Raw genomic sequence first — 20,811 nt, 5'->3', positions numbered from 1 at the left:
CTGTTACGAATTTATGATCCGCAAGCGAAATATCGTCTCCGAATGCTGAACAGTGCGTAGACCTCGCAAGGGCTGTCGCTCACTCGTGGAGCCGTTACATGTGGGTCTGGTTCTGGCCGCAGACGGCCTTGTTCACACATCACATGGAATGGAGAAGATCATGGCAAAGGTTCTCGTGCTTTATTATTCCGCTTACGGCCACATCGAAAAGATGGCCTATGCCGTTGCGGAAGGCGCAAAGTCGGCAGGCGCCGACGTGACGGTCAAGCGTGTTCCGGAACTGGTTCCGGAAGAGGTCGCCAAGGCCTCTTATTACAAAATGGACCAGCAGGCTCCGGTCGCAACCGTCGAGGAACTCACCGAATACGACGCAATCATCGTCGGCGCCGGCACCCGCTTCGGCACGGTCGCCTCGCAGATGCGCAACTTCTGGGATCAGACCGGCGGCCTCTGGGCACAGGGCAAGCTGGTCGGCAAGATCGGCTCGATGTTCACCTCGTCGGCAACCCAGCACGGCGGCCAGGAATCGACCATTCTCGGCTTCATTCCGACCTTCCTGCATCAGGGCATGGCGGTTGTCGGCCTGCCTTATGCCTTTGCGGGCCAGATGGGCACCGAAGAAGTCAAGGGCGGCTCGCCCTACGGCGCCAGCACGATCACCAACGGCGACGGTTCGCGCCAGCCTTCGGAAATCGAACTCGAAGGTGCCAGGTTCCAGGGCGCCCACGTCGCCAAGCTGGCCGCCAAGCTCGCTGGCTGATTGAACTGCTATAATTTCTGAAGGGCGCGGCGAGAAATTCTCCGCGCCCTTTTTGCATTCCGCTCATCCGACCGTCTTGCTTTTTTTAGCAACAGGCGAACCGCTTCCGCAATTTCGGTGCTTGACGGCGTCGCGCAAGTTCAAGAAACAGGACGCCCATGCGGACGTGGCGAAACTGGTAGACGCAAGAGACTTAAAATCTCTCGGCCTTTGGTCATGCGGGTTCGATCCCCGCCGTCCGCACCAAGCCTGCCCCTGCCTGCAACCGTTTGCGATGAAGACCGTTTGATATCCATTTTGATGGAGGCGTGCTTTGGGCTTTACCTTTGCCATCGGCGACATCCACGGCTGCCTGGCGCAGCTGAAGGTAATGCTCGGGCAGGTGGAGGATCACGCGCCTTCAGGGCACGTGGTGTTCATCGGCGATTATATCGATCGCGGGCCGAAGAGCAGGGGCGTGCTCGACCTCGTCATGGCGGGGCCGCGCAAGGAAGGGTGGCGGTGGACGGCGCTCAAGGGCAATCATGAGGACATGATGGTCCGCGCCCACCAGAACCGTGGGCACGACGAGATCGTCTGGCTCGACAATGGCGGCCGTGAGACGATGGTTTCCTTCGACCGCTACGTGCCGCCCGTGGTGCTGTCATGGTGCGCGCATCGTCCCTTGATCCTTGTCGACGAGCACCGGATCTTCGTGCATGCCGGCGTCGACGAGACTCTGCCGCTCGAGGGGCAGCGGGAGCGCGACCTGATCTGGAAGCGATTTGCAAGCGACGAGGACGGCGAATTCTGGGGCCGGCATCTCTGCCACGGCCATACGCCGCTTCCCGGCAATCCGCAGACGATCGGCAACCGCACCAATATCGACAGCGGCTGCGTGTTCGGCGGCGAGCTGACCTGCGCCGTCTTCGACGACGACGAACCGGGCGGGCCGGTCGAATTCCTGCGCGTGCCTGGCTAGTGCCGCCAGAAGACCGGCGTCAGCAGGACAAGGACGGTCAGGATTTCGAGACGCCCGAGCAGCATCATCAGCGACAGTAGATAGAGCGCCGGATCGCTGATCGTGGAAAAGTTGCCGACGGGGCCGACGATCGGGCCGATGCCGGGACCGACATTCGACAGCGCGGTGATCACCGAGGACGTGGCGGTCAGGACGTCGTAGCCGAACAGCGCGATGCCGATGCTGCCGACGACCCAGAGGAAAATGTAGAGGCTGACGAACAGGAAGACCGCGCGCTGCGTCTCGGCATCCACCGTCAGGCTGCCGTAACGTACGGGATAGATCGCGTTCGGATAGATGAGCTTGTTCAGCCCGGCGCGGATGACGTTGACCATCACCACGAAACGATAGGCCTTGATGCCGCCGGCCGTCGAACCGGAGCAGCCACCCATGAAGGTTGCAAAGAAGGCGACGAGCACCGCGAACGGTCCCCAGAGCGTGTAGTCGTCGCTCGCAAAGCCGCCCGTCGACAGGATCGAGGTCATGTTGAAGAACGAATGGATCAGCGCGTCGTCGAGTTCGACGCCATTCCTCAGGTGATGGTAGACCGCAACGCCGACCGAGATGATGCAGAGATAACCGAGGAAAACCAGGATTTGCGGATCGCGCAGCGTATCCAGCCGGCCGCGCACGGCAAGCAGGATCAGCACCGAAAACGGCAGGCTGCAGATCGCGAGGAACAGGGTGCCGACCAGCAAGATCGCCTTGCTGTCGAAATAGCCAAAAGACATGTCGTGCGTCGAGAAACCGGCCGTCGCGATCGTCGTCATCGCATGGTTCAGCGCATCGAAATGGTCCATGCCGGCAAGATCGTATGCGACAGTGCAGGCAAGCGTCAGCAGCACGTAGACGATCAGGAAGGCCCGGGTGAAACTCGCAAGCCGGGCGAACGGCTTGTCGTTGGTCTCCGACGATTCGAGCTTGAAGATCGAGGCGCCACCGACTTTGAGGAACGGCAGCACGAAGAGGCCGAGGCCGACGATTCCGATGCCGCCGAGCCAGCAGAGCAGCGAGCGCCAGAGCAGGATGCCGGGCGGCATGATGTCCAGCCCGACGATGACGGTCGAGCCCGTGGTGGTGATGCCGGAGATCGATTCGAACAGCGCCTGTGCAAACGAGAGTTCGTGTTCGGCAAGGAAGAGCGGGATGGCGCCCACTACCGAAAACATCGCCCACAACACGTTGACCAGCAGGAAACCCAGCCGCTTGTTGAAGACCGGCGGTGGGCCATGGGTCGCGAGCGCCGCTGCCGCCGCAAGTCCGCCGACCATGAAGCCGGACATCGCGAAGACCTGCCAGTCGCGATGCCCGTAATAAAGGTCCACCATCGCCGGCAGGAACATGGCGAGCGAGAGGTAGAGCGCGCAGAGCGCCGTCATGTAGATGACCGACCGAAGAAGATTGGCGTTCAAAAAATGGTTGTCCCGAAGTTCGCGGCAACTGAAAGAAGCTTTGTCTCAGCCGTAAGCCTATGGCATAGCGGGACCATTCTGGAAATTCAATGGATGGCCGATGTGACCGAGGCAGACGTGACCAAGGCGGGCATGACCAAGGCAGGCGTGACGAAAGTGGGCGTGGACGAAGCGAGAGTGGCGATGCGGGAGATCTTCCCCGAAACGCCGCTGCAGATGAACGAGCACCTCAGCCGCCGCTACGGCGCCGAAATCTGGCTGAAGCGCGAGGATCTGTCTCCGGTCCGCTCCTACAAGATCCGCGGCGCCTTCAACTTCCTGCGCAAGGCGATTGCCTCAGGCGCAAAAGGCAAGACTTTCGTCTGCGCCTCGGCCGGCAATCACGCGCAGGGGTTCGCCTTCGTATGCCGTCATTTCGAGGTACCGGGCGTGGTCTTCATGCCGGTGACGACGCCGCAGCAGAAGATCGACAAGACCCGCATGTTCGGCGGGCCTTTCATCACCATCCGGTTGATCGGCGACATTTTCGACCAGTGCTATGCGGCGGCCCGCGCCCATGTGGAAGAGATCGGCGGCGTCATGGTGCCGCCTTTCGACGACGCCGACATCATCGAAGGCCAGGCGACCGTTGCGGCCGAACTGGTTGAGCAGTTGCCGGAAGGCGTGAAGCCCGACCTCGTGATCCTGCCGGTCGGCGGCGGCGGGCTTTCCTCCGGGACCACCGGCTACCTGAAGGACATCGTCAAGCGGGAAGACTTTCTCTTCACCGAACCTGAAGGCGCGCCGAGCCTGAAGAAGAGCCTCGAGGCGGGCGAACCGATCACGCTCGCCAAGCTCGACAATTTCGTCGACGGGGCGGCGGTGGCGCGGATCGGCGACCTGAATTTCGAAGCCCTGAAGGACTTTTCGCCGGATCAGGTCCTGCTGGTGCCGGAAAATGCCATCTGCGTGACGATCACCGAGATGCTCAACGTCGAGGGTGTCGTGCTGGAGCCGGCGGGCGCCCTGTCGATCACGGCGCTGGAGATGCTCGGACGGGAAAAACTGGCCGGCAAGACGGTGGTCTGCGTTGTCTCGGGCGGCAATTTCGATTTCGAGCGCCTGCCCGACGTCAAGGAACGCGCCATGCGCTATTCCGGCCTCAAAAAATACTTCGTGCTGCGGCTTGCCCAGCGCCCGGGCGCACTGCGCGATTTCCTCAACCTGCTTGGGCCGGAAGACGATATCGCCCGGTTCGAGTATCTGAAGAAATCGGCGCGCAATTTCGGCTCGATCCTGATCGGCATCGAAACCGCAAGACCGGAGAATTTCGCCGGCCTGCTCGAACGCTTCGAAGCCGCCGGCATGGGCTACCAGGACATTACCGAGAACGAGATCCTGGCAAACCTCGTCATCTGAGCACGGTCTGCAGCCAGGCCAACGTCCGCTCGACCAGCGGTGTGGTGGTCGTCGGCGAGCCGATGTCGCCGGCAATCACGTGATTGCCGGGATCGCCGGTCTGGCCGATATCGAAAAGCGTGTGAGGCCCGCCCCAGCGAGCTGCGACCGCGCGCACCTTGTCGGGCCGGATGACCTGGTCGAGCGAGGAATAGAGGAATAGCGCCGGCGTCTTGATCTGCTCGACGGGGCTCTCGACCGAGAGCTTCACGAGTGCGGCCATCGGGAGCAGCGCTTTTGTCGGATAGCGGGTCGTCCAGTGAGCGGCATGACGGTCGCTATAGGGCGTGAAGCCGCGGCTTTCGCCTAGCAGCAGTCTTGAAAGCTGCGGCGCGACCGGTGTCGTCAGCAGAAATGCGGCAAAGCTGTTGATGCCGTAGTTCGGCGATACGAACACGGCCGCCGAGATGCGCGATGCGATCTTCGGATCGGCAAGCGCCAACGTCGCAAGCGAGGCGCCGGTCGAGGTGCCGATGACGATGACGCGATTGCCGACCGCTTCGCCGATCGCGACACTTTCGGAAAAGTCCGCCAGCCAGTCTTCGAGGCTTGCTTCGCCCATGGCGTCGCCGCTGCGGCCGTGGCCGGCGAGCCGGGTGAAATAGAGATTGGCGCCGAGCGCCGCCGCGACGCGGTCGGGCAGGGGGCGAATCTCCTCGGCCGAAGCCGAGAAGCCGTGCAGGTAGACGATCGCGAAGGACGTCTTTGCCTTTGTCGCAGGATCGGCCCAGACGATACGTTTGGTGGCACCCGGGCGGATGTCGGGATAGCGGCTTTCGCCGGCGGCGAGATAGGCGTCGACATCCACGCCGAGGCGGGCCTTGTCGAAAGCGGGAAACCCGTCAGCGGGCATGCGCGGGCCGGACATCAGCATCACTCCGAAGGAGGTGATCAGGATCGCGCAGACATAAATGGCCGTCCGCCATGACAGAAATCTCCTCCGCATCCGGCACTCCCTCCGAACCGAGGAAGATGATAGGCGGGCTTCGTGACGGCGGGAAGTCCATCGGCCGCAGATCGTCGCTCTAGTTGCAGATATGCGGCCTGGAGGGCAGGGTGCAGAAGCCACGACGCTCCACCTCGAGCCGGGCCTTCTCGATGACATTGGTCCAGACGAGGCCCGGAAAGCCTGAAGGCACCATGTCCCAGGTGTCGCGGTCGTCTATGCCGGAAGATCCGGCATCGCCGGCCTCGAACGGGCCGATCAGCACGACATCCGAACCGGCCGCCTGCATCCGGTTGTAGAAACACTGCGGCCAGCCCCAGAGCAGGAAGGCAAGATTGGCGGGGACCGGGACGAGGGTGTTGCGGCAGGCCTCCGGCACATGACCGCTCCAGCCAAGCGCCAGATAGTTGAGGAGGCAGGATTTGGCCGTGCGGTTGGAATAGCCGGGAAGGCCGGGGACAAGTGTCACCGCTTTTTCGGTCGGCTCGTTTCCGCCATAAACGCCGAACGTCGATGCCCGCGCAGCAGGGTCGGTCTTGAGAAGCGTGGCCAGAGCGTCGCCTTCCTCGGTGCGGCGGCTCTTGAAGTTGATCAGGAAACGACCCTCCGGCAGGGCGGTGAAGACTTCCGGCAAAGTCGGCATCAGGCCCTTGCCCTGGCCTCGGAACGGAAAGGTCCGGCCGCCGTCGGCGGTGTAGCCGTAGCCGATGTCGAATGTCTTCAGGACCTGCATTGGCGTCTGTTCCGTGACGCCCTTGCCCTCGGTGCGGCAATCGAGCGTCCAGTCGTGGAAAACGGCGAACTGCTTGTCCGGCGTGAGATGCACGTCGAGTTCGACGACGTCGGCGCCGGCATCGAAGGCGGCCTGCATGCCTGCCACGGTGTTTTCCAGATAGGCATGCGTCGGCGGCAACATCAGGCTCGCGGTGCAGGTGTCGGTCTCGATTTCGGTGGCATCGAAAAGCTGATGCTGACCGCGATGGGCAATGATCCTGAGCGGCTTGTCGTTCGGAAAGCGGGAGAGCAGGGAGGTATTGCCGATCCAAAGCGCGGCAATGACGGTGAGGAGGAATGCTGCGGCGATCTTCCATTTCATGCGGTCAGGCTCCCAACTGTGCGGCTGGATATGAGACGTCGGACCGTGACTTTTCCTTGGCTCCCCTGCTTCCTGCCTGCGCAGGAATGTGCTAGGCAGCCGCCATGGCTTCGTTTCTGTCCAATATTTTTTCGATGTTCTCCGGTGGCGGCAAATCGGCCGAGGCACCTGCCGCTTCCGCCAAGCCTGTCGAGCATGGCGGCTGCATCATCCATCCCGCGCCGATCCGCGAAGGCTCGCAGTTCCGGCTGGCCGGACGTATCGAAAAGGACGTGGACGGCGAGACCCTGGTGCGCAATTTCGTCCGCGCCGACGTCTTCACCTCCATGGACGACGCGGTTGAATATACCGTCCGCAAGGCTCAGCAGATCATCGACCAGAATGGTCCCTCGCTGTTTTCCGATGGGGAGAAGTCGCGCTCGGCGTGACATGCGTTCCGCATCGTGATCGCAAAAATTGCAGGCCACACTCAAAATTAAAGCATTAGCGATAGCTTGAGGCATCTGTTCCGATGTCTTTCTGCGGTCGACTTTTTAATGCGATCTCGCTGGTCATATTTTATGCTTTTTATTGGCTGCTGCGGACTTTCCGTCGGCCTTGTCCCGGGCTTTGCCTTCGCGGACGATCTCCTTTCGCACAATTCCCGGCTGGACATGACATGGGTGCTTGTCGCCGCCGGACTGGTGATGATGATGCAGGTCGGCTTCCTTCTGCTCGAAGCCGGCATGGTACGATCGAAGAATTCGATCAACGTGGCGCAGAAGAACCTTCTCGATTTTGTCTTCGGCGTCGTCGCGTTCGCCGCGGTCGGCTTCATGATCGCCTTCGGCCGTTCGAACGGATTCCTGTTCGGGACGCAGAGCGAGTTCTATTTCCTGCGCGGTCTCGACAGCTGGCAGTCGGCCTTTTTCGTCTTCCAGGTCATGTTCTGCGGCACCGCCGCGACGATCGTGTCGGGCGCCGTTGCCGAGCGCATGAAGCTGGCGGCCTATGTGTTCGGCTCGCTGTTCATGTCGGGGCTGATCTATCCGGTCTTCGTGCACTGGGCCTGGGGCTCGGCGCTGTTCCCGAATGCCTCGGCCTTCCTGTCGCAGATGGGTTTCGTCGATTTCGCGGGCTCCACGGTCGTTCATTCGACCGGCGGCTGGGTGGCACTCGCGGCCTGCATGGTTATCGGCCCGCGCATCGGCAAGTTCAATGCCGACGGAACGCCGGTCAGGATCGCCGGCCATAGCCCCGTGCTCTCGACCACCGGCGCGCTGCTGCTCTTCATCGGCTGGATCGGCTTCAACGGCGGTTCGACGCTCGGCGTTACCGACCAGGTGGCGTCGATCATCATGAACACGGTTCTGGCCGGCGGCATGGGTACCTGCGTCGGTTATGTCATCGGCTTCTACCAGGACGGCGTCATCCTTCCGGAAAAATCGAATTCCGGCATGCTCGGCGGGCTCGTTGCGGTCACCGCCGGCTGCCATATCCTCGACCCGGCAAGCGCCCTGATGGTCGGGGCGATCGGCGGCGCGGTGGCGATCTTCGGCAATGCCTTCATCGAGAGAACGCTCAAGATCGACGACGCTGTCGGCGCCATCGGCGTGCATGCCTTTGCCGGCGTCACCGGAACCCTGCTTCTGGCACTTCTCGCGCCGGTCGATCAGCTTCCGGCCGGCGGCAGGCTGGCGCAGCTGCATGTGCAGCTGGTCGGCGTCGGCGTCAATTTCTACTGGTCCTTCGGGCTCGGCTACGCCTTTTTCTGGACGGCGAACCGGCTGATGCGCATCCGCGTTTCTGCAAGGGACGAAGAGGACGGGCTGAACCTTGCCGAACACGCGACCCGCCTCGGCGTCGGTCATGTCGAGGATGCGCTGACCGATCTTCTCGGCGGCAATGCCGACCTGCGCAAGCGCCTTCCGATGGTCAAGGGCGATGAGGCCGAAAAGCTGACCGCCCTCTTCAACCGGCTGATGGACAATATCGAGGAGGAGGAGCGCAGCCGCGGAGAGCTGATCGAGCTCCGGCGCGACAACGAGGAATCAGAGCGCGTCGCAGCGCTTGCGAACGCGACGTTCGAGGCGATCCTGATCCACCGGGACGGGGTCATCGTCGACGGCAACGAACAGCTCGGCAAGATGATCGGCCTCCCCCTTGTCGAGATCATCGGCCGGTCCGCATTCGATTTTCTGCAGGACGGCGAGACGATCCGCGTCGTCGACATGATGAAACTCAACGACGACAACAGCCACGAGATCCGCGTGAGGCTGGCGGACGGCGGGGAGATTCCCGTCGAGGCGCGGGGCCGCGACATCCTCTACCGCGGGGAGAAAGCCCGTATCGGCTGCCTCGTCGACCTCAGGGAGCGCAAGCTGGCGGAGAGCCGCATGCGCTACCTCGCTCTCCACGATCCGCTGACCGGCCTGCCGAACCGTGTGCTGTTTTCCGAGCGGCTGACCGAGCTGGTGGACGCGGCTCGAAGCGGCACGGGATGCGGCGTCCTGATGGTCGATCTCGACCGCTTCAAGGACATCAACGACATCCACGGCCATCAGGCGGGCGACGCCGTGATCCGCGAAACCGCCGTCCGGCTTGCGGCCGAGGCAGGCCCGGACAACATCGTCGCCCGGCTCGGCGGCGACGAATTCGCCGTCATCATCGCCCATACGTCCGATACCGAGGAACTGGAGAAATTCGGCGATCGGCTGCTCGCCGCGATGGCCAACCCGATCGATATCGGCCACGGCGAGCAGGTCAATATCAGCGTCAGCATCGGCGGCGCGCTGTGCCTCGAAAACGCGGGGGACATGGACGCGCTGATCGGCAGCGCCGACGTTGCGCTCTATCATGCCAAGAATGCCGGCCGGAACGCCTGCCGCATGTTCAGGCCCGGCATGAACGAACTGATCGAAAAGCGCCGGGCGCTGGAAGTCGATCTGGAAATCGCCCTGCAGCGGGGCGAGTTCGAGCTCTACCTGCAGCCGCGTGTCGAGGCGGAAAGCGGCCTCATCATCGGCCACGAGGCCCTGCTGCGCTGGTTCCATCCGAAACGCGGCATGATCAGCCCGGGCGATTTCATTCCGGTCGCGGAAGCTTCCGGCAAGATCATCCGGCTCGGCGCCTGGGTGCTCGCCGAGGCCTGCAGAATCCTCGACGACCTCGACGGCCATATCAGCGTCAACGTCAGCCCGCTGCAGTTTCGTCACGCGGATTTCGTCGCCGATCTTGCCGACCTGCTGAAGCGCACCGGCGCCGATCCGCACCGGATCGAGCTCGAGATCACCGAAAGCGTGCTAATCGAGGATGACAAGCGCGCCGTGCAGATCCTCAACGATCTGAAGCGCATGGGTTTCCACATCGCGCTCGACGATTTCGGCACGGGATATTCGTCTCTGAGCTATCTCAGCCGTTACCCGTTCGACACGATCAAGATCGACCGCAGCTTCGTCAACAACCTGAACCTGGTCGACAATGCGCAGATCATCGTGCGCACGATCATAGACCTTGGCACGGGTCTCGGCATGAAGATCGTCGCGGAAGGCGTCGAAACGACCGAGCAGGCACTGTTCCTCGCGCATGCAGGCTGCGACGAGCTGCAGGGGTATCTTCTCGGCAAGCCCCGGAAAGTCAGCGAGATCACGCGCGAAATCGATCCGGCGATCGCCACTCAGCTCCGTAACGTGCCGAAGAAGCTGCCGGAGATCCAGGATTACCCCGCGTTCGAAGGGGAAACCCACCAGCCGTTATTGCATAGTCATGCATAATGGCCATAATCCGCATGGGTTGGAGCACGTAAAACGATAGCCGTTACAGCGGTATAGCACCTGCAGGGGGTGGAAGCGGATCGAAATGCAAGCGTTCAATCTAGCCCTCTTCCTTGTGGAAGCGGTGATCTACTTTTCTGTCATGACGGCGTTCCTGCATTTCCGTCGTCAACTCGGCCTCGGGGTGTTCCTGGCCGCACTCGGCGTCATGCATTTCATGGAGACCTACCTCGCCGCGGTCTTCTACATCGATCTTCCGTTCGGCACCGTTTCGCCAGGCTCCTCGGTCTTTTTTGCCGGCAAGCTGATGATGATCCTGCTCCTCTACCTGAAGGAGGATGCGGCAGTCGTTCGCCAGCCGATCTACGGGCTTTTCCTGGGCAATCTCCTGACGGTTGGCATCGCTCAGATCCTCCAGGCGCACGAAGTCGTGGCACTGCCGGGCGGCCGCCCCGCCGACATGGCGTTCTTGAGCGAGATGGGCTGGCTGATGGTGTGGGGCACGGCGCTTCTCTATGTCGACGCGATCGGCATCATCCTGCTCTACGAACGGCTGGGCCGGGTTCTGGGCAACAATGTCGTGCTGCGTTTCGCGATCAGCGGCGCAGCTGTCCTGACCTTCGACCAGATCGGCTTTTATTCGGGGCTGAACATCCTCTTCGGGGCGCCGCCTTCGGTCTTCTTCGGCGGCTGGTATGCCAAGCTGCTGTCCGTTGTGCTCTATTCGCTGCTGTTTGCCGTCTATCTCAAGATTGAGCAGATCCCGCGGCTCGCCAGATCGACGCGCGAGATCACCGATATCTTCAACGACCTGACGTTTCGCGAGCGTTATCAGGCGCTGCTTGCCAAGAGCGGGGTCGACGGGCTGACCGGTCTTTTCGACCGCGGGCGCCTCGAGGCAGATGTTCCGAAGCTCATTCACCGCTGTCTCGACCGGGGAAAAGGGCTCAGCCTCATCATCGTCGACGCGGATCATTTCAAGCAGGTCAATGACCTCTTCGGCCATCTGAAGGGTGATGAGGTGCTGAAGGAAGTTGCCGTATGCCTGCAGGCCGGCTCCCGCCCGAGCGACCATCTCTCCCGTTTCGGCGGTGAGGAATTCGTGCTGATCCTGCCCGATACCGACCACGACAGCGCCTTGATGATCGCTGAACGCCTGCGGACCGCCATCTGCCGTTCGGTCATTCGTCCCGACGGCCAATGCGTCACCGTCTCGATCGGCGTGGCCACGGCTCCGGAAGACGGACACGCACTCGATACGCTGCTCGGGCGTGCCGACGAGCGGCTCTACCGCGCAAAAAATGACGGCCGGGACAACGTCCACGGCCGTCTTGGCAGGCTCGTCCCGTCAGGCGCAGGGACGGCTTAAGCGGCGAGAGCGAGCTGCCGGTTACGCTGCTGGGCGCTGGCGACCGCCTTTTCAGCAGCTTCGGGGCCGAAAGCGACGCCTTCGACATAGATGACTTCCACATCCGTCATGCCCAGGAAGCCGAGGACGGTCGTCAGGTAGGGGACGGCATGGTTCATGCCGGTGGCCGGGCCCTGGGAATAGACGCCGCCGGATGCAAGCACGATATAGACCTTCTTGCCCTTGGCGAGGCCTTCCGGGCCTTCAGCCGTGTAGCGGAACGTCTGGCCGGCGCGGGCGACGTTGTCGATCCAGCTTTTCAGCGTCGAATAGATGTTGAAGTTGATGAGGCCGGTGGCGATGACCACGGTGTCGGCAGCCAGCAGTTCGGCGACCAGCTTGTCGGAATAGTCGGCGGCGGCAGCTTCTGCCGGGGTGCGGTCGGCCGCCGGCTTGCGGATGGCGGACGTGGTGACGCTGTCGAGATGCGGGATCGGGTTGGCACCGAGATCGCGATGGACAACCGACGTACCGTTGTCGCGGGCGCTCAGTTCGTTGGCGAGGTCATGGGCCACCTTGCTGGACAGCGAGTCGTCGCCGCGCGGGCTGGAAGTGACGAGGAGGATGGAGGACATGCTTTTTTTCCTTGTCTGGAGATCTTATCTGCGGTCTTGGGCCCGCAGAAGGATTGGAGAGCGGGTGGATCCGCTGTGCTCGAGGGAATAGATAGGCGTGGACGCTCATCGATAAAACTGAGATAATATCGAAGCTATCTATCGAAAATCTGGATGACGACCATGGATGCCAATCCCACACTCGATCAGTTGCAAGTGTTTCTGGCGGTTGCCGAGACGGGCAGCTTTTCCGCAGCCTCGCGGGTGCTGAACCGGGCGCAATCGGTGGTCAGCTATACGATCGGTAATCTTGAAACCCAGCTGGAAGTGGCGCTTTTCGAGCGCAGCGGCGCCCGCCAGCCGAAGCTGACCGAAGCGGGCAAGGCGCTGCTGACCGACGCCCGGCGCATCGTCGCGGACCTCCAGGTGATGCGCGCCCGGGCGAAGAGCATCAAGCAGGGGCTGGAGGCGGAACTGTCGGTGGCGCTGAGCGTGATGGTGCCGTCGGATGCCGTTGTGGCGGAGCTGCGTGAGTTCCGGGAGAGATTCCCGAGCGTGGCGCTCAACCTCAATGTCGGCGAGCTCGGCATGGTCATGGAGATGGTCATTTCCGGCAAGGCCGATATCGGTATAGGCGGATCGATCCTTCGGCAGGAGGATTCGGTGGTGATGGAGAAGATCGGCTATTCCTTCATGATTCCGGTCGCCGCCGCCGAACATCCGCTTGCAAAACTCGGTCGGCCTCTGACGCTCGCGGACGTGCGCGAGGAAGTCCAGATGGTCGTGACGGATACGTCCGGCCTGACGAAGGGCCGCGATTTCAATGTTCTGTCCTACAAGACATGGCGCGTCAGCGACATCGCCACGAAGCACCAGCTGATCAAGGGTGGCCTTGGCTGGGGCGGCCTGCCGGCTTCGGTCGCAGGAAGGGATATCATGGACGGAACGCTCGTTGCGCTCGAACTCCAGGCCTACGAGCAGAGCCAATACCCGCTCTATGCCATGCGAAAGGCAGCAAACCCGCTGGGGCCTGCGGGCCAGTGGCTGGTCGAGGCCATGGAGCGCAGGCTTTCGACCTGCCCAAGTCATGACGACTTCAAGCAGATGCTCGGTATCGAGCCTCGGGAAGGGATCCCTCAAGCCGCCGAATAGCCGAAGCGTTTGTGCCCGGACGCATCGAAGCGGGGGTCAAAGCCACTCGATGCGCTTGAGGATCCACAGCGTGCCGGCGGAAATAACGATGACAAGCGCAACGATGATCAGGAAAGCCCAGGTCTCGTTGACGCCCGGAATGCCGCCGACATTCATGCCGAAGAGGCCGGCGACGACGCTCGGGGGCAGGAGAAGGGCCGCCAGCGCGGCAAGTCGGTTGGAATTGCGCGCGATCCGCTCGCCGATGACCGTCGAAAGGTCGTCATGGAGGATGCCGGTGCGGTCGCGGATCGCGTCGAGATATTCGATGAACCGCATCAGTTTGTCGATGACCTCGCGGAAGCGGAGCTTGTCCCGCTCTCTGAGCCATGGCGCGTCGTCGTGCTCGATCCTGTTGAGCGCGTCGCGTTGCGGCGCGAGATAGCGGCGTAGCTGCACGGCGCGGCGACGCAGCAGCTTGAGCCTCAGGCGCACCTCGCTCGCTTCTCCCTTGAAAATCAGCTCGTCGAGTTCGTCGACCTCTTCGTCCATGTCGTCGAGCACCGGCTCCAGATCGCGGACGAGCTTGTCGCTGACGAGTGCCAGCAGTTCTCCTGCCTGCCGGGGACCCTTGTCGTTGTCGAGCGCCCGCCGGATATCGCGCAGTGCCGTTATATAGTGGCCGCTGTCGCGCAATGTCACCAGCCGGTGTTCGTCCACCCAGATATGCAGAGGGACGAGGTCGATCTCGTCGGAGTTTTTTTCTGCTTCTTCCGGCGGAGCGGCGCAGACGCCGCGCAGGATGATCAGCAGCCCGTCACCCAGGGGCTCGACGCGCGGGCGGGAATCCTCTGCAAGAAGAGCCTCCGCCACCAGCGGATCGAAGCCGCCACTGGTGTTTATCCAGTCCGCCGTTGCCGGATGATCGCGCTCGAAATGCAGCCAGACAAGACCGTCTCCCGGCTTCCAGCTGCAGGCCTCGGCCATGTTCATCGTCCTGCAGCCGCCGTGCCCGTCGAGGACAAGGGCGAAGCGCAGGCCGGGCTCGTCTCCGTAGCTTACCGGGGTCTTTGCCTTTTCGAGCATCCGTGCGCGTCCTCCCCGCCGATTTCGGATCGATTCTACCAGCAAATACGATGCCCGCGAAGGGTAAGCATTCCCTCAACAACGGCGGAACGACCGGAGCGCGCCGGCTGCGAGTTGACGACATTTGGACCTCTGCTATAACGGCCCCACGGTCTGCAGTTCACCGAGGCGTCGCCGTCCCGAAAGGGAAGCTAAACCTGCACAGACGAAGATGATCAGCACTTATCCCGTGCTCGAGTCGACAAGCCGGCGACCAGCGACACCCTGATTTTCAGGGAATGGCACGTTTAAGGATAAGACATGCCAAGATCCATCTTTCCCATGGAGATCGCCGACCTTTCGGTTTTCGCCAAGTCCCTTCGCAGCGAAATCCTCAGGTTCGATCACAAGCCAAGCCATCTGGAGATGCTCAATCTCCTGACGCGCGCAGCGGGTTTCCGAAACTACCAGCATTTTCGGGCTGCCGCCAAAACGGCCGACGTCATCGCTGAGTGGCGCCCGGTGCTGGACGACATGCCGGCGCCCGATGAGGCGCGGGTGCTGAAGACAGCTCGCCATTTCGACGAGGAGGGCAGGCTGGTGCGCTGGCCCGCCAAGCGCGGGCAGCAGGAAATCTGCCTCTGGTTCCTCTGGTCGAAGATACCGGCAGGCCGGGAATTCACCGAGCGCCAGATCAGCGATCTGCTGAACACACTGCACCTGTTCGGCGACGCGGCGATGTTGCGCCGCGATCTCTTCGATTTCGGTCTCGTCCAGCGCACCCGCGACGGCCGGGAATACCGCCGTATCGAGCAGAAGCCGCCGGCGGAATTGAACCTGCTGCTGTCGCGGATCGGTCTCGCCCGGGCAGCGGCGGCATAACCGTCAGTCGGCCAATTCGGGAACCGGTCCAAATCGCAATCGTGAGCCATCGGTCGGGGCTTTCCCTGCCGATGGCATCTCCGACAGGATCAGAGTTCCAGCGCACCCTGAATGCATGCGACCACGTCTCCACCGATCCAGATATCGTCGCCGATTTTGTCGACATATACCCGGCCGGCGCGGCCAAGCACGGTGCCCTGGGCCGCGACGTAGCTTTCCGGCGCGACACCGGATCCGATCAGCCATTGGGCAAGGCCGGCGTTAAGACTGCCGGTAACCGGATCCTCATAGCCGTTGCGGGTAAAGGCACGCACCTCGAATTGCGTGTCCCTGCCGTCAAGATCGGGATCGAAGCGTCCAACGAGCCCGACGCGGGTGCCGGCAAGAGCGGAATAGTCCGGCTTGACCGCCAGCACATCGGCGCGCGAGGGCAGGCGCACGCCGATCCAGTCCGGGCCGTTCTCGCACCAGCTGGAATCCTCAATCAGGTTGGCGGGCAGGCTGAGCGCCCTGGCGATCCGCTCCACCAGCGCCGGATCCACCGGGCCGCTGCGCGTAAGCGGCGGCGCCGCAAACGCAAGCCGATTACCGTCACGGCGGATGCGGACGAGGCCCGCGCCGCATTCCTGCACGATATCGCCGGCCGGTGACGTCTGTTGCTGCGAGAGCCAGACATGCGCGCTGCCGAGCGTCGGATGGCCGGCGAAGGGCAGTTCCTGAGACGGTGTGAAAATCCTGACCCGGTAGCTGGCCTTCGGATCGGTCGGCTGGAGCAGGAATGTCGTTTCGCTGAGATTGGTCCAGTTGGCGAAGGACTGCATCTGCGCCTCGCTCAGTCCATCGGCGCCGATCACCACGGCAAGCGGATTGCCGCGCATCGGCTGGCTGGAGAAGACGTCGACCTGCTGGAAGGAGAATTTTGGCATTGCCTTGTCTCATGCGGTTGAAATGAAAGACGGCAGCCAAGGCTGCCGTCCGGATGTCGCCGAAAGGTGATATCGGCCGTTACAGCACCAGCCGGAACTTGGCGAAGCCGTTCTCGCCGTCGCCGGCGTCCTCGATCTTGGCACCCTTGACCGCGGTCGCGTACTGGCGGGCCTTGGGGCCGGTTTCGAAGATGGCGCTTGTGCCGGGCAGGGGCTTGAAGGACCAGTTGGCATCGGCGGACGGGTTGATCGTGCCCTGTTCGACGATATAGCGCACGATCACGTCGCGGTTGGTGTCGGGCGCCACGAAGATCACCTTGTCGCCGGCGATTTCCGGGAACTTGCCGCCGCCGCCGGCACGGTAGTTGTTGGTTGCCACCACGAATTTCTGGGCCGGATCGATCGGCTTGCCGTTGTACTTGAGATCGACGATGCGGTTGGCGTTCGCATTGATCAGCTTGCCGTCCTTGTCGAAGCGGGTCGGCTGCGACAGGTCGATCTGGTAGGTCACCCCGTCGATGACGTCGTAATTGTAGGACGGGAAGTCATTGTTGAGGAGAGGCGCGTCTTTCGCGCCGGCCTGCACCTGGTTGAACATGCCGGCCGACATTTCGAGCCAGTTCTTGACCTGCGCTCCCGTGATCAGCACCGCCTGCACCGTGTTCGGATAGAGATAGAGGTCGGCGACGTTCTTGATGGCGATGTCGCCTGCCGGGACATCCGTGAAATATTCGGCGCCGCCGCGGCCGCCTGCCTTGAAGGGCGCTGCGGCCGAGAGCACGGGAATGTCCTTGTACTGGCCCTCCTTCAGCATGTCCTTGATGTACCAGGTCTGGGCATTGGAAACGATCTGTACCGAGGGGTCGTCTGCGACCAGCGCGAAGTAGGAATAGAGCGGCGCCGAACTCTTGCCGACCGCGCGGCGCACGTAGGCAAGCGTGGCCTCGTGCTCTTCCTTGGCGGCGGCGATGACTTCCGGCTTGTCCTTGACGTCGGCGACGATCTTGCGGGCCTCGTCGCGGTGGTAGATCGGCCGTGCTTCGGACGTGGAATCGACGATCTTCCAGCTCTTGCCGTCCTTTTCGAGCAGCAGGTCGATCAGCCCCATATGCGAGCCCCAGAAGCCGCCCATGACCGCCGGCTTGCCCATCAGCTTGCCCTTCTTGGTGTCGGCGCCGACAATGCCGTCGAAATCCTTGGTGCCCGGGAAGACCAGATGCTGGTGGCCGGTGAAGATCGCATCGATGCCCTGAATGCCGGCGAGATAGAGCGAGGCGTTTTCCATCCGGTCGCTCTGTCCGCCACCGTCGATGCCGGAATGGGAGAGGGCGATGACGATGTCGGCGCCTTCCTCCTTCATGACCGGCACCCAGGCTTTGGCCGCGTCGACGATGTCTCGGGTCTGCGCTTTGCCTTCGAGGTTCTTTGCGTCCCATGTCATGATCTGCGGCGGCACGAAGCCGATAAAGCCGACCTTGACCGGGCTCGTCGCGCCCGAACCGTCACGGATCTGCTTTTCGACGATCACGTAGGGTTTCAGGAAAAGCTCGTCCTTCTTGGCGTCGGAGGCGAGCTGGCCCTTGGTGAGGTTGGCGCAGACATACGGAAAGCCGGAACCGGCCAGAACCTTGAACAGGAAATCGAGGCCGTAGTTGAATTCGTGGTTGCCGAGCGTGCCGGCATCGTAGCCGAGCACGTTCATCGCCTTGATGACCGGGTGCTTGTCGCCGTCCTTCATGCCGCGCTCGTAGGCCATGTAGTCGCCCATGGGATTGCCCTGCAGGAAGTCGCCATTGTCGATCAGCATGGAATTGCCGGCTTCGGCGCGGATCGCGTCGATGATCGAGGCGGTGCGGGCAAGGCCGAGCGTGTCGTTCGGCTTGTCGGCGTAATAATCGTAGGGGAAGACGTGGACGTGGATATCGGTCGTTTCCATGATGCGCAGATGCGCCTGGTTGCCGGCCGCACGGGCGGCAAACGGGTGCAGCATGACAAGCGCCGACGAGGCGGCAATGCCTCCAAGCAGCGAACGGCGGGTGATCGGATGAAGATCGTTGAGCGACGACATGGGCAGCCTCCTTGGAACGGACAGATAAGCGACAATTCGGCGCCATATTGACCCGCGTGGATTGTATCTCCAAGCGGATTCTGAAGCGTTGTGGGAGACGAACATGGATGATTTTGTCCGTCCTGGCTGCCACCCACGCGAGGTGCAAAGGCCGGGCGTCAATAGGCCGCCATTCGCATGGCGTCGACGAGCTGCGCCATCTGGAAAGGCTTGGGAAGGACGGGGATATGGCGCATGTCGGCCGGCAGGCCGAGCGGTCCGTATCCGGTCACGAAAATGAAGGGAATGTCCCGCGCGGTAAGGATTTCGGCGACTGGAAAGCTGGCTTCGCCGGCAAGGTTCACATCCAACAGGGCCATGTCCAGCGGAAGCGACCAGGCCTTATTGATCGCCTCGTCGAGCCGCGAGGCCGTCGCCATCGTCCGGCAGCCCATCTGTTCCAGGAACTCTTCGAGCATCATCGAGACAAGCGCCTCGTCTTCGATGATGAGGACGCGAATTCCGGCGAAGATATGGGTGTCGTTCACCTTGCACCCATCTGCACGAATGGCGTCGCCACCGCCGGTACGGCGACGTCGGCGAGCGGGGCTTCCATCGTGCCGATGATCCCGGCAGGCTGGTCGAATATCACCGATGCTTTGCCGCCGAGATCCTGGGCAAGGCTGCGCTCGATCAGCCTGACGCCGAACCCTCGCCTCGACGGCGCAACCACCGGCGGGCCGCCGCTTTCCGTCCATGTCAATCGCAGCAAAGGTTTGGCACCCTCGACAATCTGCCAGTTGATCGCGACCTGGCCGTTATGCGTCGAGAGCGCGCCGTATTTCAGGGCGTTGGTCGTCAATTCGTGCAGACCCATGGCAAGCGCGAGCGCCGCCCGCGGCCGCAGCCGAAGGGACGGCCCGGAGACGGCGAAGCGATAGTCCTCGCCGCCCTCGCCGAACGGGGCCAGAGCTCCGGTGACCACGTCGTCGATATCAGCCCCCTCCCAGTTTTCGCGGGTGAGCACGTCATGGGCGGCGGCCAGTGCCATAAGGCGCCGCTCCAGGTTCTGGCGCACGATCGGATCGCCGCCCCGCAGGGTCTGGGAGGCGATGGCCTTGACGGTCGCAAGCGTGTTTTTGACGCGGTGGTTCAACTCGTTGACCATGAGCTGCAGCCGCTCTTCGATCCGTTTTCTCTCGGTGATCTCGACCGAGACGCCGACCAGGCCGATGACTTTGCCATCGGCATCGCGCAAGGGGGCTTTGGTCGACGACCATATCCGCGGATGGTGGCCCTCGTGGCTGATGACCTCTTCGAATTCTTCGGTTCTCGCCTGATCCATGATCCGGCGGTCGTTGGCCATGACGGCCCCGGCCTGGCTTTTGCTGCCCAGGAATTCCATGTCCGTGCGGCCCTCGACATCGGACCATGGCCTGCCGATCAGGTCGAGCGTCGTGGCATTCGCCAGGATGATGCGGCCCTCCATGTCCTTGGCGTAGATCAGTCCCGGCGCGGTTTCCAGGATGGTGCGCAGCAGGGCGTTGGTCTGATGGAGCTGCCGTTCGGCCTGCTTGATGGAGGTGATATCATTGCTGACTTCGATCGTGACTTCCGGTTCCCCCGCTTCGCTGCGGTTCTGCGACCATTTGCTGATGATGTGGATCTCCCTGCCGTCCTTATGGCGACGCGTAAGCTCACCCTGCCATTCGCCGTCGCGAGCGAGGGCCGATTTAATTTCTTCGAGAGAGGTCGGGCAGCGGGTGTGCAGGAGTTCGACGCCGTCCTTTCCCAGGGCTTCCTTCTCGGAATAACCGTAAAGGCGCTCCGCGCCGATCCCCCAGAATACGATCCTGCCGTCGAGGCTGCGCAACATGCCCTGCGTCTGCCCGAATGCCTGCATGAACCGCTCGAGCCGGTAGAATTTCGCGTCGATATCGCGCTGTATCCTTCGTTGTGCCCATATGGATGCTGCGAACAACGCGGTCGCGAGCGCCAGGAGGACGACCGCCTCGCCCGCAGTGACGGCCGGACGGCTCGGTTCGTCGGACTGCGCCAGAAGTGCGCCCAGTGCCAGGAGGGCGATTGCCAAGCATGTGACAAGCGCAACCAGCCGGCGCGGCGGCCGCGATGTAGGAGAAGGCAAGTTAAAGGGAACAGCAACCATCTAAGCATCCTTGGTTTTGCCTGTGCGCCGTGGCTGTCGGCTCAATACAGGCGGGAAAGTCGTGGACGCTTGAACAGCCGCTACTCTTGACGAGGGCGGTTTTAGTTTCGCCGGCTCCGGTTAGATTAGGATTTTATCACTTATCGATTCAACGGCAAGTAGTAAATAATCGGCAAGCGCCACCCGACACTTGATATTTCGGTTGGCCGCCGCCTTTACATTATTTTC

General features: G+C 62.3%; 17 protein-coding genes and 1 tRNA gene. 9 read left to right on the top strand and 9 right to left on the bottom strand.

Features of this window, described 5'->3' with window-relative positions:
• The first annotated feature begins 160 nt into the window (after positions 1-160).
• The 3 genes from wrbA to GQ59_RS20825 all read left to right on the top strand — a co-directional run bounded on the left by wrbA (position 161) and on the right by GQ59_RS20825 (position 1,721).
• Positions 161-760, top strand: coding sequence for an NAD(P)H:quinone oxidoreductase type IV (wrbA, locus tag GQ59_RS20835; RefSeq protein WP_037084630.1), 600 nt, complete (start codon positions 161-163; stop codon positions 758-760).
• Positions 761-920: 160 nt separating this feature from the next.
• Positions 921-1,006: transfer RNA gene (locus tag GQ59_RS20830), tRNA-Leu, on the top strand.
• 67 nt (positions 1,007-1,073) lie between these two features.
• On the top strand, positions 1,074-1,721 hold the full coding sequence (locus tag GQ59_RS20825) for a metallophosphoesterase family protein (protein WP_037084628.1): 648 nt from the start codon (positions 1,074-1,076) through the stop codon (positions 1,719-1,721).
• Here the strand turns inward: GQ59_RS20825 and GQ59_RS20820 are convergent.
• On the bottom strand, positions 1,718-3,172 hold the full coding sequence (locus GQ59_RS20820; protein WP_037084627.1) for a TrkH family potassium uptake protein: 1,455 nt from the start codon (positions 3,170-3,172) through the stop codon (positions 1,718-1,720). The genes GQ59_RS20825 and GQ59_RS20820 overlap by 4 nt on opposite strands.
• 132 nt (positions 3,173-3,304) lie before the next feature.
• Here GQ59_RS20820 and ilvA point away from each other — a divergent pair, with 132 nt between their 5' ends.
• Positions 3,305-4,570 (top strand): threonine ammonia-lyase, encoded by a 1,266-nt coding sequence (gene ilvA, locus GQ59_RS20815; protein WP_051904109.1) that lies wholly within the window; start codon positions 3,305-3,307, stop codon positions 4,568-4,570.
• Here ilvA and GQ59_RS20810 read toward each other — a convergent pair.
• Both GQ59_RS20810 and GQ59_RS20805 read right to left on the bottom strand, forming a co-directional pair.
• A complete protein-coding gene (locus tag GQ59_RS20810; RefSeq protein ID WP_051904102.1) occupies positions 4,563-5,555 on the bottom strand; it encodes an alpha/beta hydrolase in 993 nt (330 codons plus the stop codon). The two genes, ilvA and GQ59_RS20810, sit on opposite strands and share 8 nt — an antisense overlap.
• Before the next feature lie 79 nt (positions 5,556-5,634).
• Positions 5,635-6,651: a glycerophosphodiester phosphodiesterase family protein gene (locus tag GQ59_RS20805; protein ID WP_051904101.1), complete on the bottom strand. Its 1,017-nt coding sequence runs from the start codon at positions 6,649-6,651 to the stop codon at positions 5,635-5,637.
• A 104-nt stretch (positions 6,652-6,755) separates the two neighbouring features.
• On the opposite strand from GQ59_RS20805, the gene GQ59_RS20800 reads away from it, so the two are divergent.
• The 3 genes from GQ59_RS20800 (at position 6,756) to GQ59_RS20790 (ending at position 11,772) form a co-directional block, all read left to right on the top strand.
• Positions 6,756-7,079 carry an HlyU family transcriptional regulator gene (locus GQ59_RS20800; RefSeq protein WP_037084625.1) on the top strand — a complete coding sequence of 108 codons (324 nt, stop codon included), beginning with the start codon at positions 6,756-6,758 and terminating at the stop codon, positions 7,077-7,079.
• 132 nt (positions 7,080-7,211) lie between these two features.
• The gene (amt, locus tag GQ59_RS20795; protein WP_037084624.1) at positions 7,212-10,403 is read left to right on the top strand and encodes an ammonium transporter; all 3,192 of its coding nucleotides are present in this window, start codon (positions 7,212-7,214) and stop codon (positions 10,401-10,403) included.
• A gap of 85 nt (positions 10,404-10,488) precedes the next feature.
• Positions 10,489-11,772, top strand: coding sequence for a GGDEF domain-containing protein (locus GQ59_RS20790; protein WP_037084623.1), 1,284 nt, complete (start codon positions 10,489-10,491; stop codon positions 11,770-11,772).
• On the opposite strand, the gene GQ59_RS20785 is transcribed toward GQ59_RS20790, so the two are convergent.
• Positions 11,769-12,386 (bottom strand): FMN-dependent NADH-azoreductase, encoded by a 618-nt coding sequence (locus GQ59_RS20785; protein ID WP_037084621.1) that lies wholly within the window; start codon positions 12,384-12,386, stop codon positions 11,769-11,771. The genes GQ59_RS20790 and GQ59_RS20785 overlap by 4 nt on opposite strands.
• A 162-nt stretch (positions 12,387-12,548) precedes the next feature.
• Here GQ59_RS20785 and GQ59_RS20780 point away from each other — a divergent pair, with 162 nt between their 5' ends.
• Complete coding sequence (locus GQ59_RS20780) at positions 12,549-13,517, top strand: LysR family transcriptional regulator (RefSeq protein ID WP_037084766.1); 969 nt, start codon at positions 12,549-12,551, stop codon at positions 13,515-13,517.
• A gap of 36 nt (positions 13,518-13,553) precedes the next feature.
• On the opposite strand, the gene GQ59_RS20775 is transcribed toward GQ59_RS20780, so the two are convergent.
• Positions 13,554-14,582, bottom strand: a complete 1,029-nt coding sequence (locus GQ59_RS20775) for a CorA family divalent cation transporter (protein ID WP_037084620.1) — start codon at positions 14,580-14,582, stop codon at positions 13,554-13,556.
• Between the two features lie 300 nt (positions 14,583-14,882).
• On the opposite strand from GQ59_RS20775, the gene GQ59_RS20770 reads away from it, so the two are divergent.
• Positions 14,883-15,443, top strand: coding sequence for a DUF2087 domain-containing protein (locus tag GQ59_RS20770; protein WP_037084618.1), 561 nt, complete (start codon positions 14,883-14,885; stop codon positions 15,441-15,443).
• 89 nt (positions 15,444-15,532) lie between these two features.
• Here GQ59_RS20770 and GQ59_RS20765 read toward each other — a convergent pair whose 3' ends face one another.
• The 4 genes from GQ59_RS20765 to GQ59_RS30695 form a co-directional block, all read right to left on the bottom strand.
• Complete coding sequence (locus GQ59_RS20765) at positions 15,533-16,369, bottom strand: PhzF family phenazine biosynthesis protein (RefSeq protein WP_037084617.1); 837 nt, start codon at positions 16,367-16,369, stop codon at positions 15,533-15,535.
• Positions 16,370-16,448: 79 nt separating this feature from the next.
• The gene (locus GQ59_RS20760) at positions 16,449-18,437 is read right to left on the bottom strand and encodes a bifunctional 2',3'-cyclic-nucleotide 2'-phosphodiesterase/3'-nucleotidase (RefSeq protein ID WP_037084616.1); all 1,989 of its coding nucleotides are present in this window, start codon (positions 18,435-18,437) and stop codon (positions 16,449-16,451) included.
• A 158-nt stretch (positions 18,438-18,595) separates the two neighbouring features.
• Positions 18,596-18,964, bottom strand: coding sequence for a response regulator (locus GQ59_RS20755; protein ID WP_037084614.1), 369 nt, complete (start codon positions 18,962-18,964; stop codon positions 18,596-18,598).
• On the bottom strand, positions 18,961-20,508 hold the full coding sequence (locus GQ59_RS30695) for a sensor histidine kinase (protein ID WP_051904100.1): 1,548 nt from the start codon (positions 20,506-20,508) through the stop codon (positions 18,961-18,963). Before GQ59_RS30695 ends, GQ59_RS20755 begins: the two co-directional genes overlap by 4 nt.
• Between the last annotated feature and the right edge of the window lie 303 nt (positions 20,509-20,811).

Source organism: Neorhizobium vignae, assembly GCF_000732195.1.
In the GTDB taxonomy this organism is placed as follows: Bacteria; Pseudomonadota; Alphaproteobacteria; order Rhizobiales; family Rhizobiaceae; genus Neorhizobium; species Neorhizobium vignae.
This window is presented reverse-complemented; position numbering and strand designations above follow the sequence as displayed.

Excerpts from the sequence above, each read along its gene's own strand:
- GQ59_RS20770 (WP_037084618.1), top strand. The coding sequence starts at position 14,883 with ATGCCAAGATCCATCTTTCCCATGGAGATCGCCGACCTTTCGGTTTTC.
- wrbA (WP_037084630.1), top strand. The coding sequence starts at position 161 with ATGGCAAAGGTTCTCGTGCTTTATTATTCCGCTTACGGCCACATCGAA.
- GQ59_RS20800 (WP_037084625.1), top strand. The coding sequence starts at position 6,756 with ATGGCTTCGTTTCTGTCCAATATTTTTTCGATGTTCTCCGGTGGCGGC.
- GQ59_RS20780 (WP_037084766.1), top strand. The coding sequence starts at position 12,549 with ATGGATGCCAATCCCACACTCGATCAGTTGCAAGTGTTTCTGGCGGTT.
- GQ59_RS20810 (WP_051904102.1), bottom strand. The coding sequence starts at position 5,555 with ATGCGGAGGAGATTTCTGTCATGGCGGACGGCCATTTATGTCTGCGCG.
- GQ59_RS20805 (WP_051904101.1), bottom strand. The coding sequence starts at position 6,651 with ATGAAATGGAAGATCGCCGCAGCATTCCTCCTCACCGTCATTGCCGCG.
- GQ59_RS20775 (WP_037084620.1), bottom strand. The coding sequence starts at position 14,582 with ATGCTCGAAAAGGCAAAGACCCCGGTAAGCTACGGAGACGAGCCCGGC.
- amt (WP_037084624.1), top strand. The coding sequence starts at position 7,212 with ATGCTTTTTATTGGCTGCTGCGGACTTTCCGTCGGCCTTGTCCCGGGC.
- GQ59_RS20760 (WP_037084616.1), bottom strand. The coding sequence starts at position 18,437 with ATGTCGTCGCTCAACGATCTTCATCCGATCACCCGCCGTTCGCTGCTT.
- GQ59_RS20785 (WP_037084621.1), bottom strand. The coding sequence starts at position 12,386 with ATGTCCTCCATCCTCCTCGTCACTTCCAGCCCGCGCGGCGACGACTCG.
- GQ59_RS20765 (WP_037084617.1), bottom strand. The coding sequence starts at position 16,369 with ATGCCAAAATTCTCCTTCCAGCAGGTCGACGTCTTCTCCAGCCAGCCG.
- ilvA (WP_051904109.1), top strand. The coding sequence starts at position 3,305 with ATGACCAAGGCAGGCGTGACGAAAGTGGGCGTGGACGAAGCGAGAGTG.
- GQ59_RS20790 (WP_037084623.1), top strand. The coding sequence starts at position 10,489 with ATGCAAGCGTTCAATCTAGCCCTCTTCCTTGTGGAAGCGGTGATCTAC.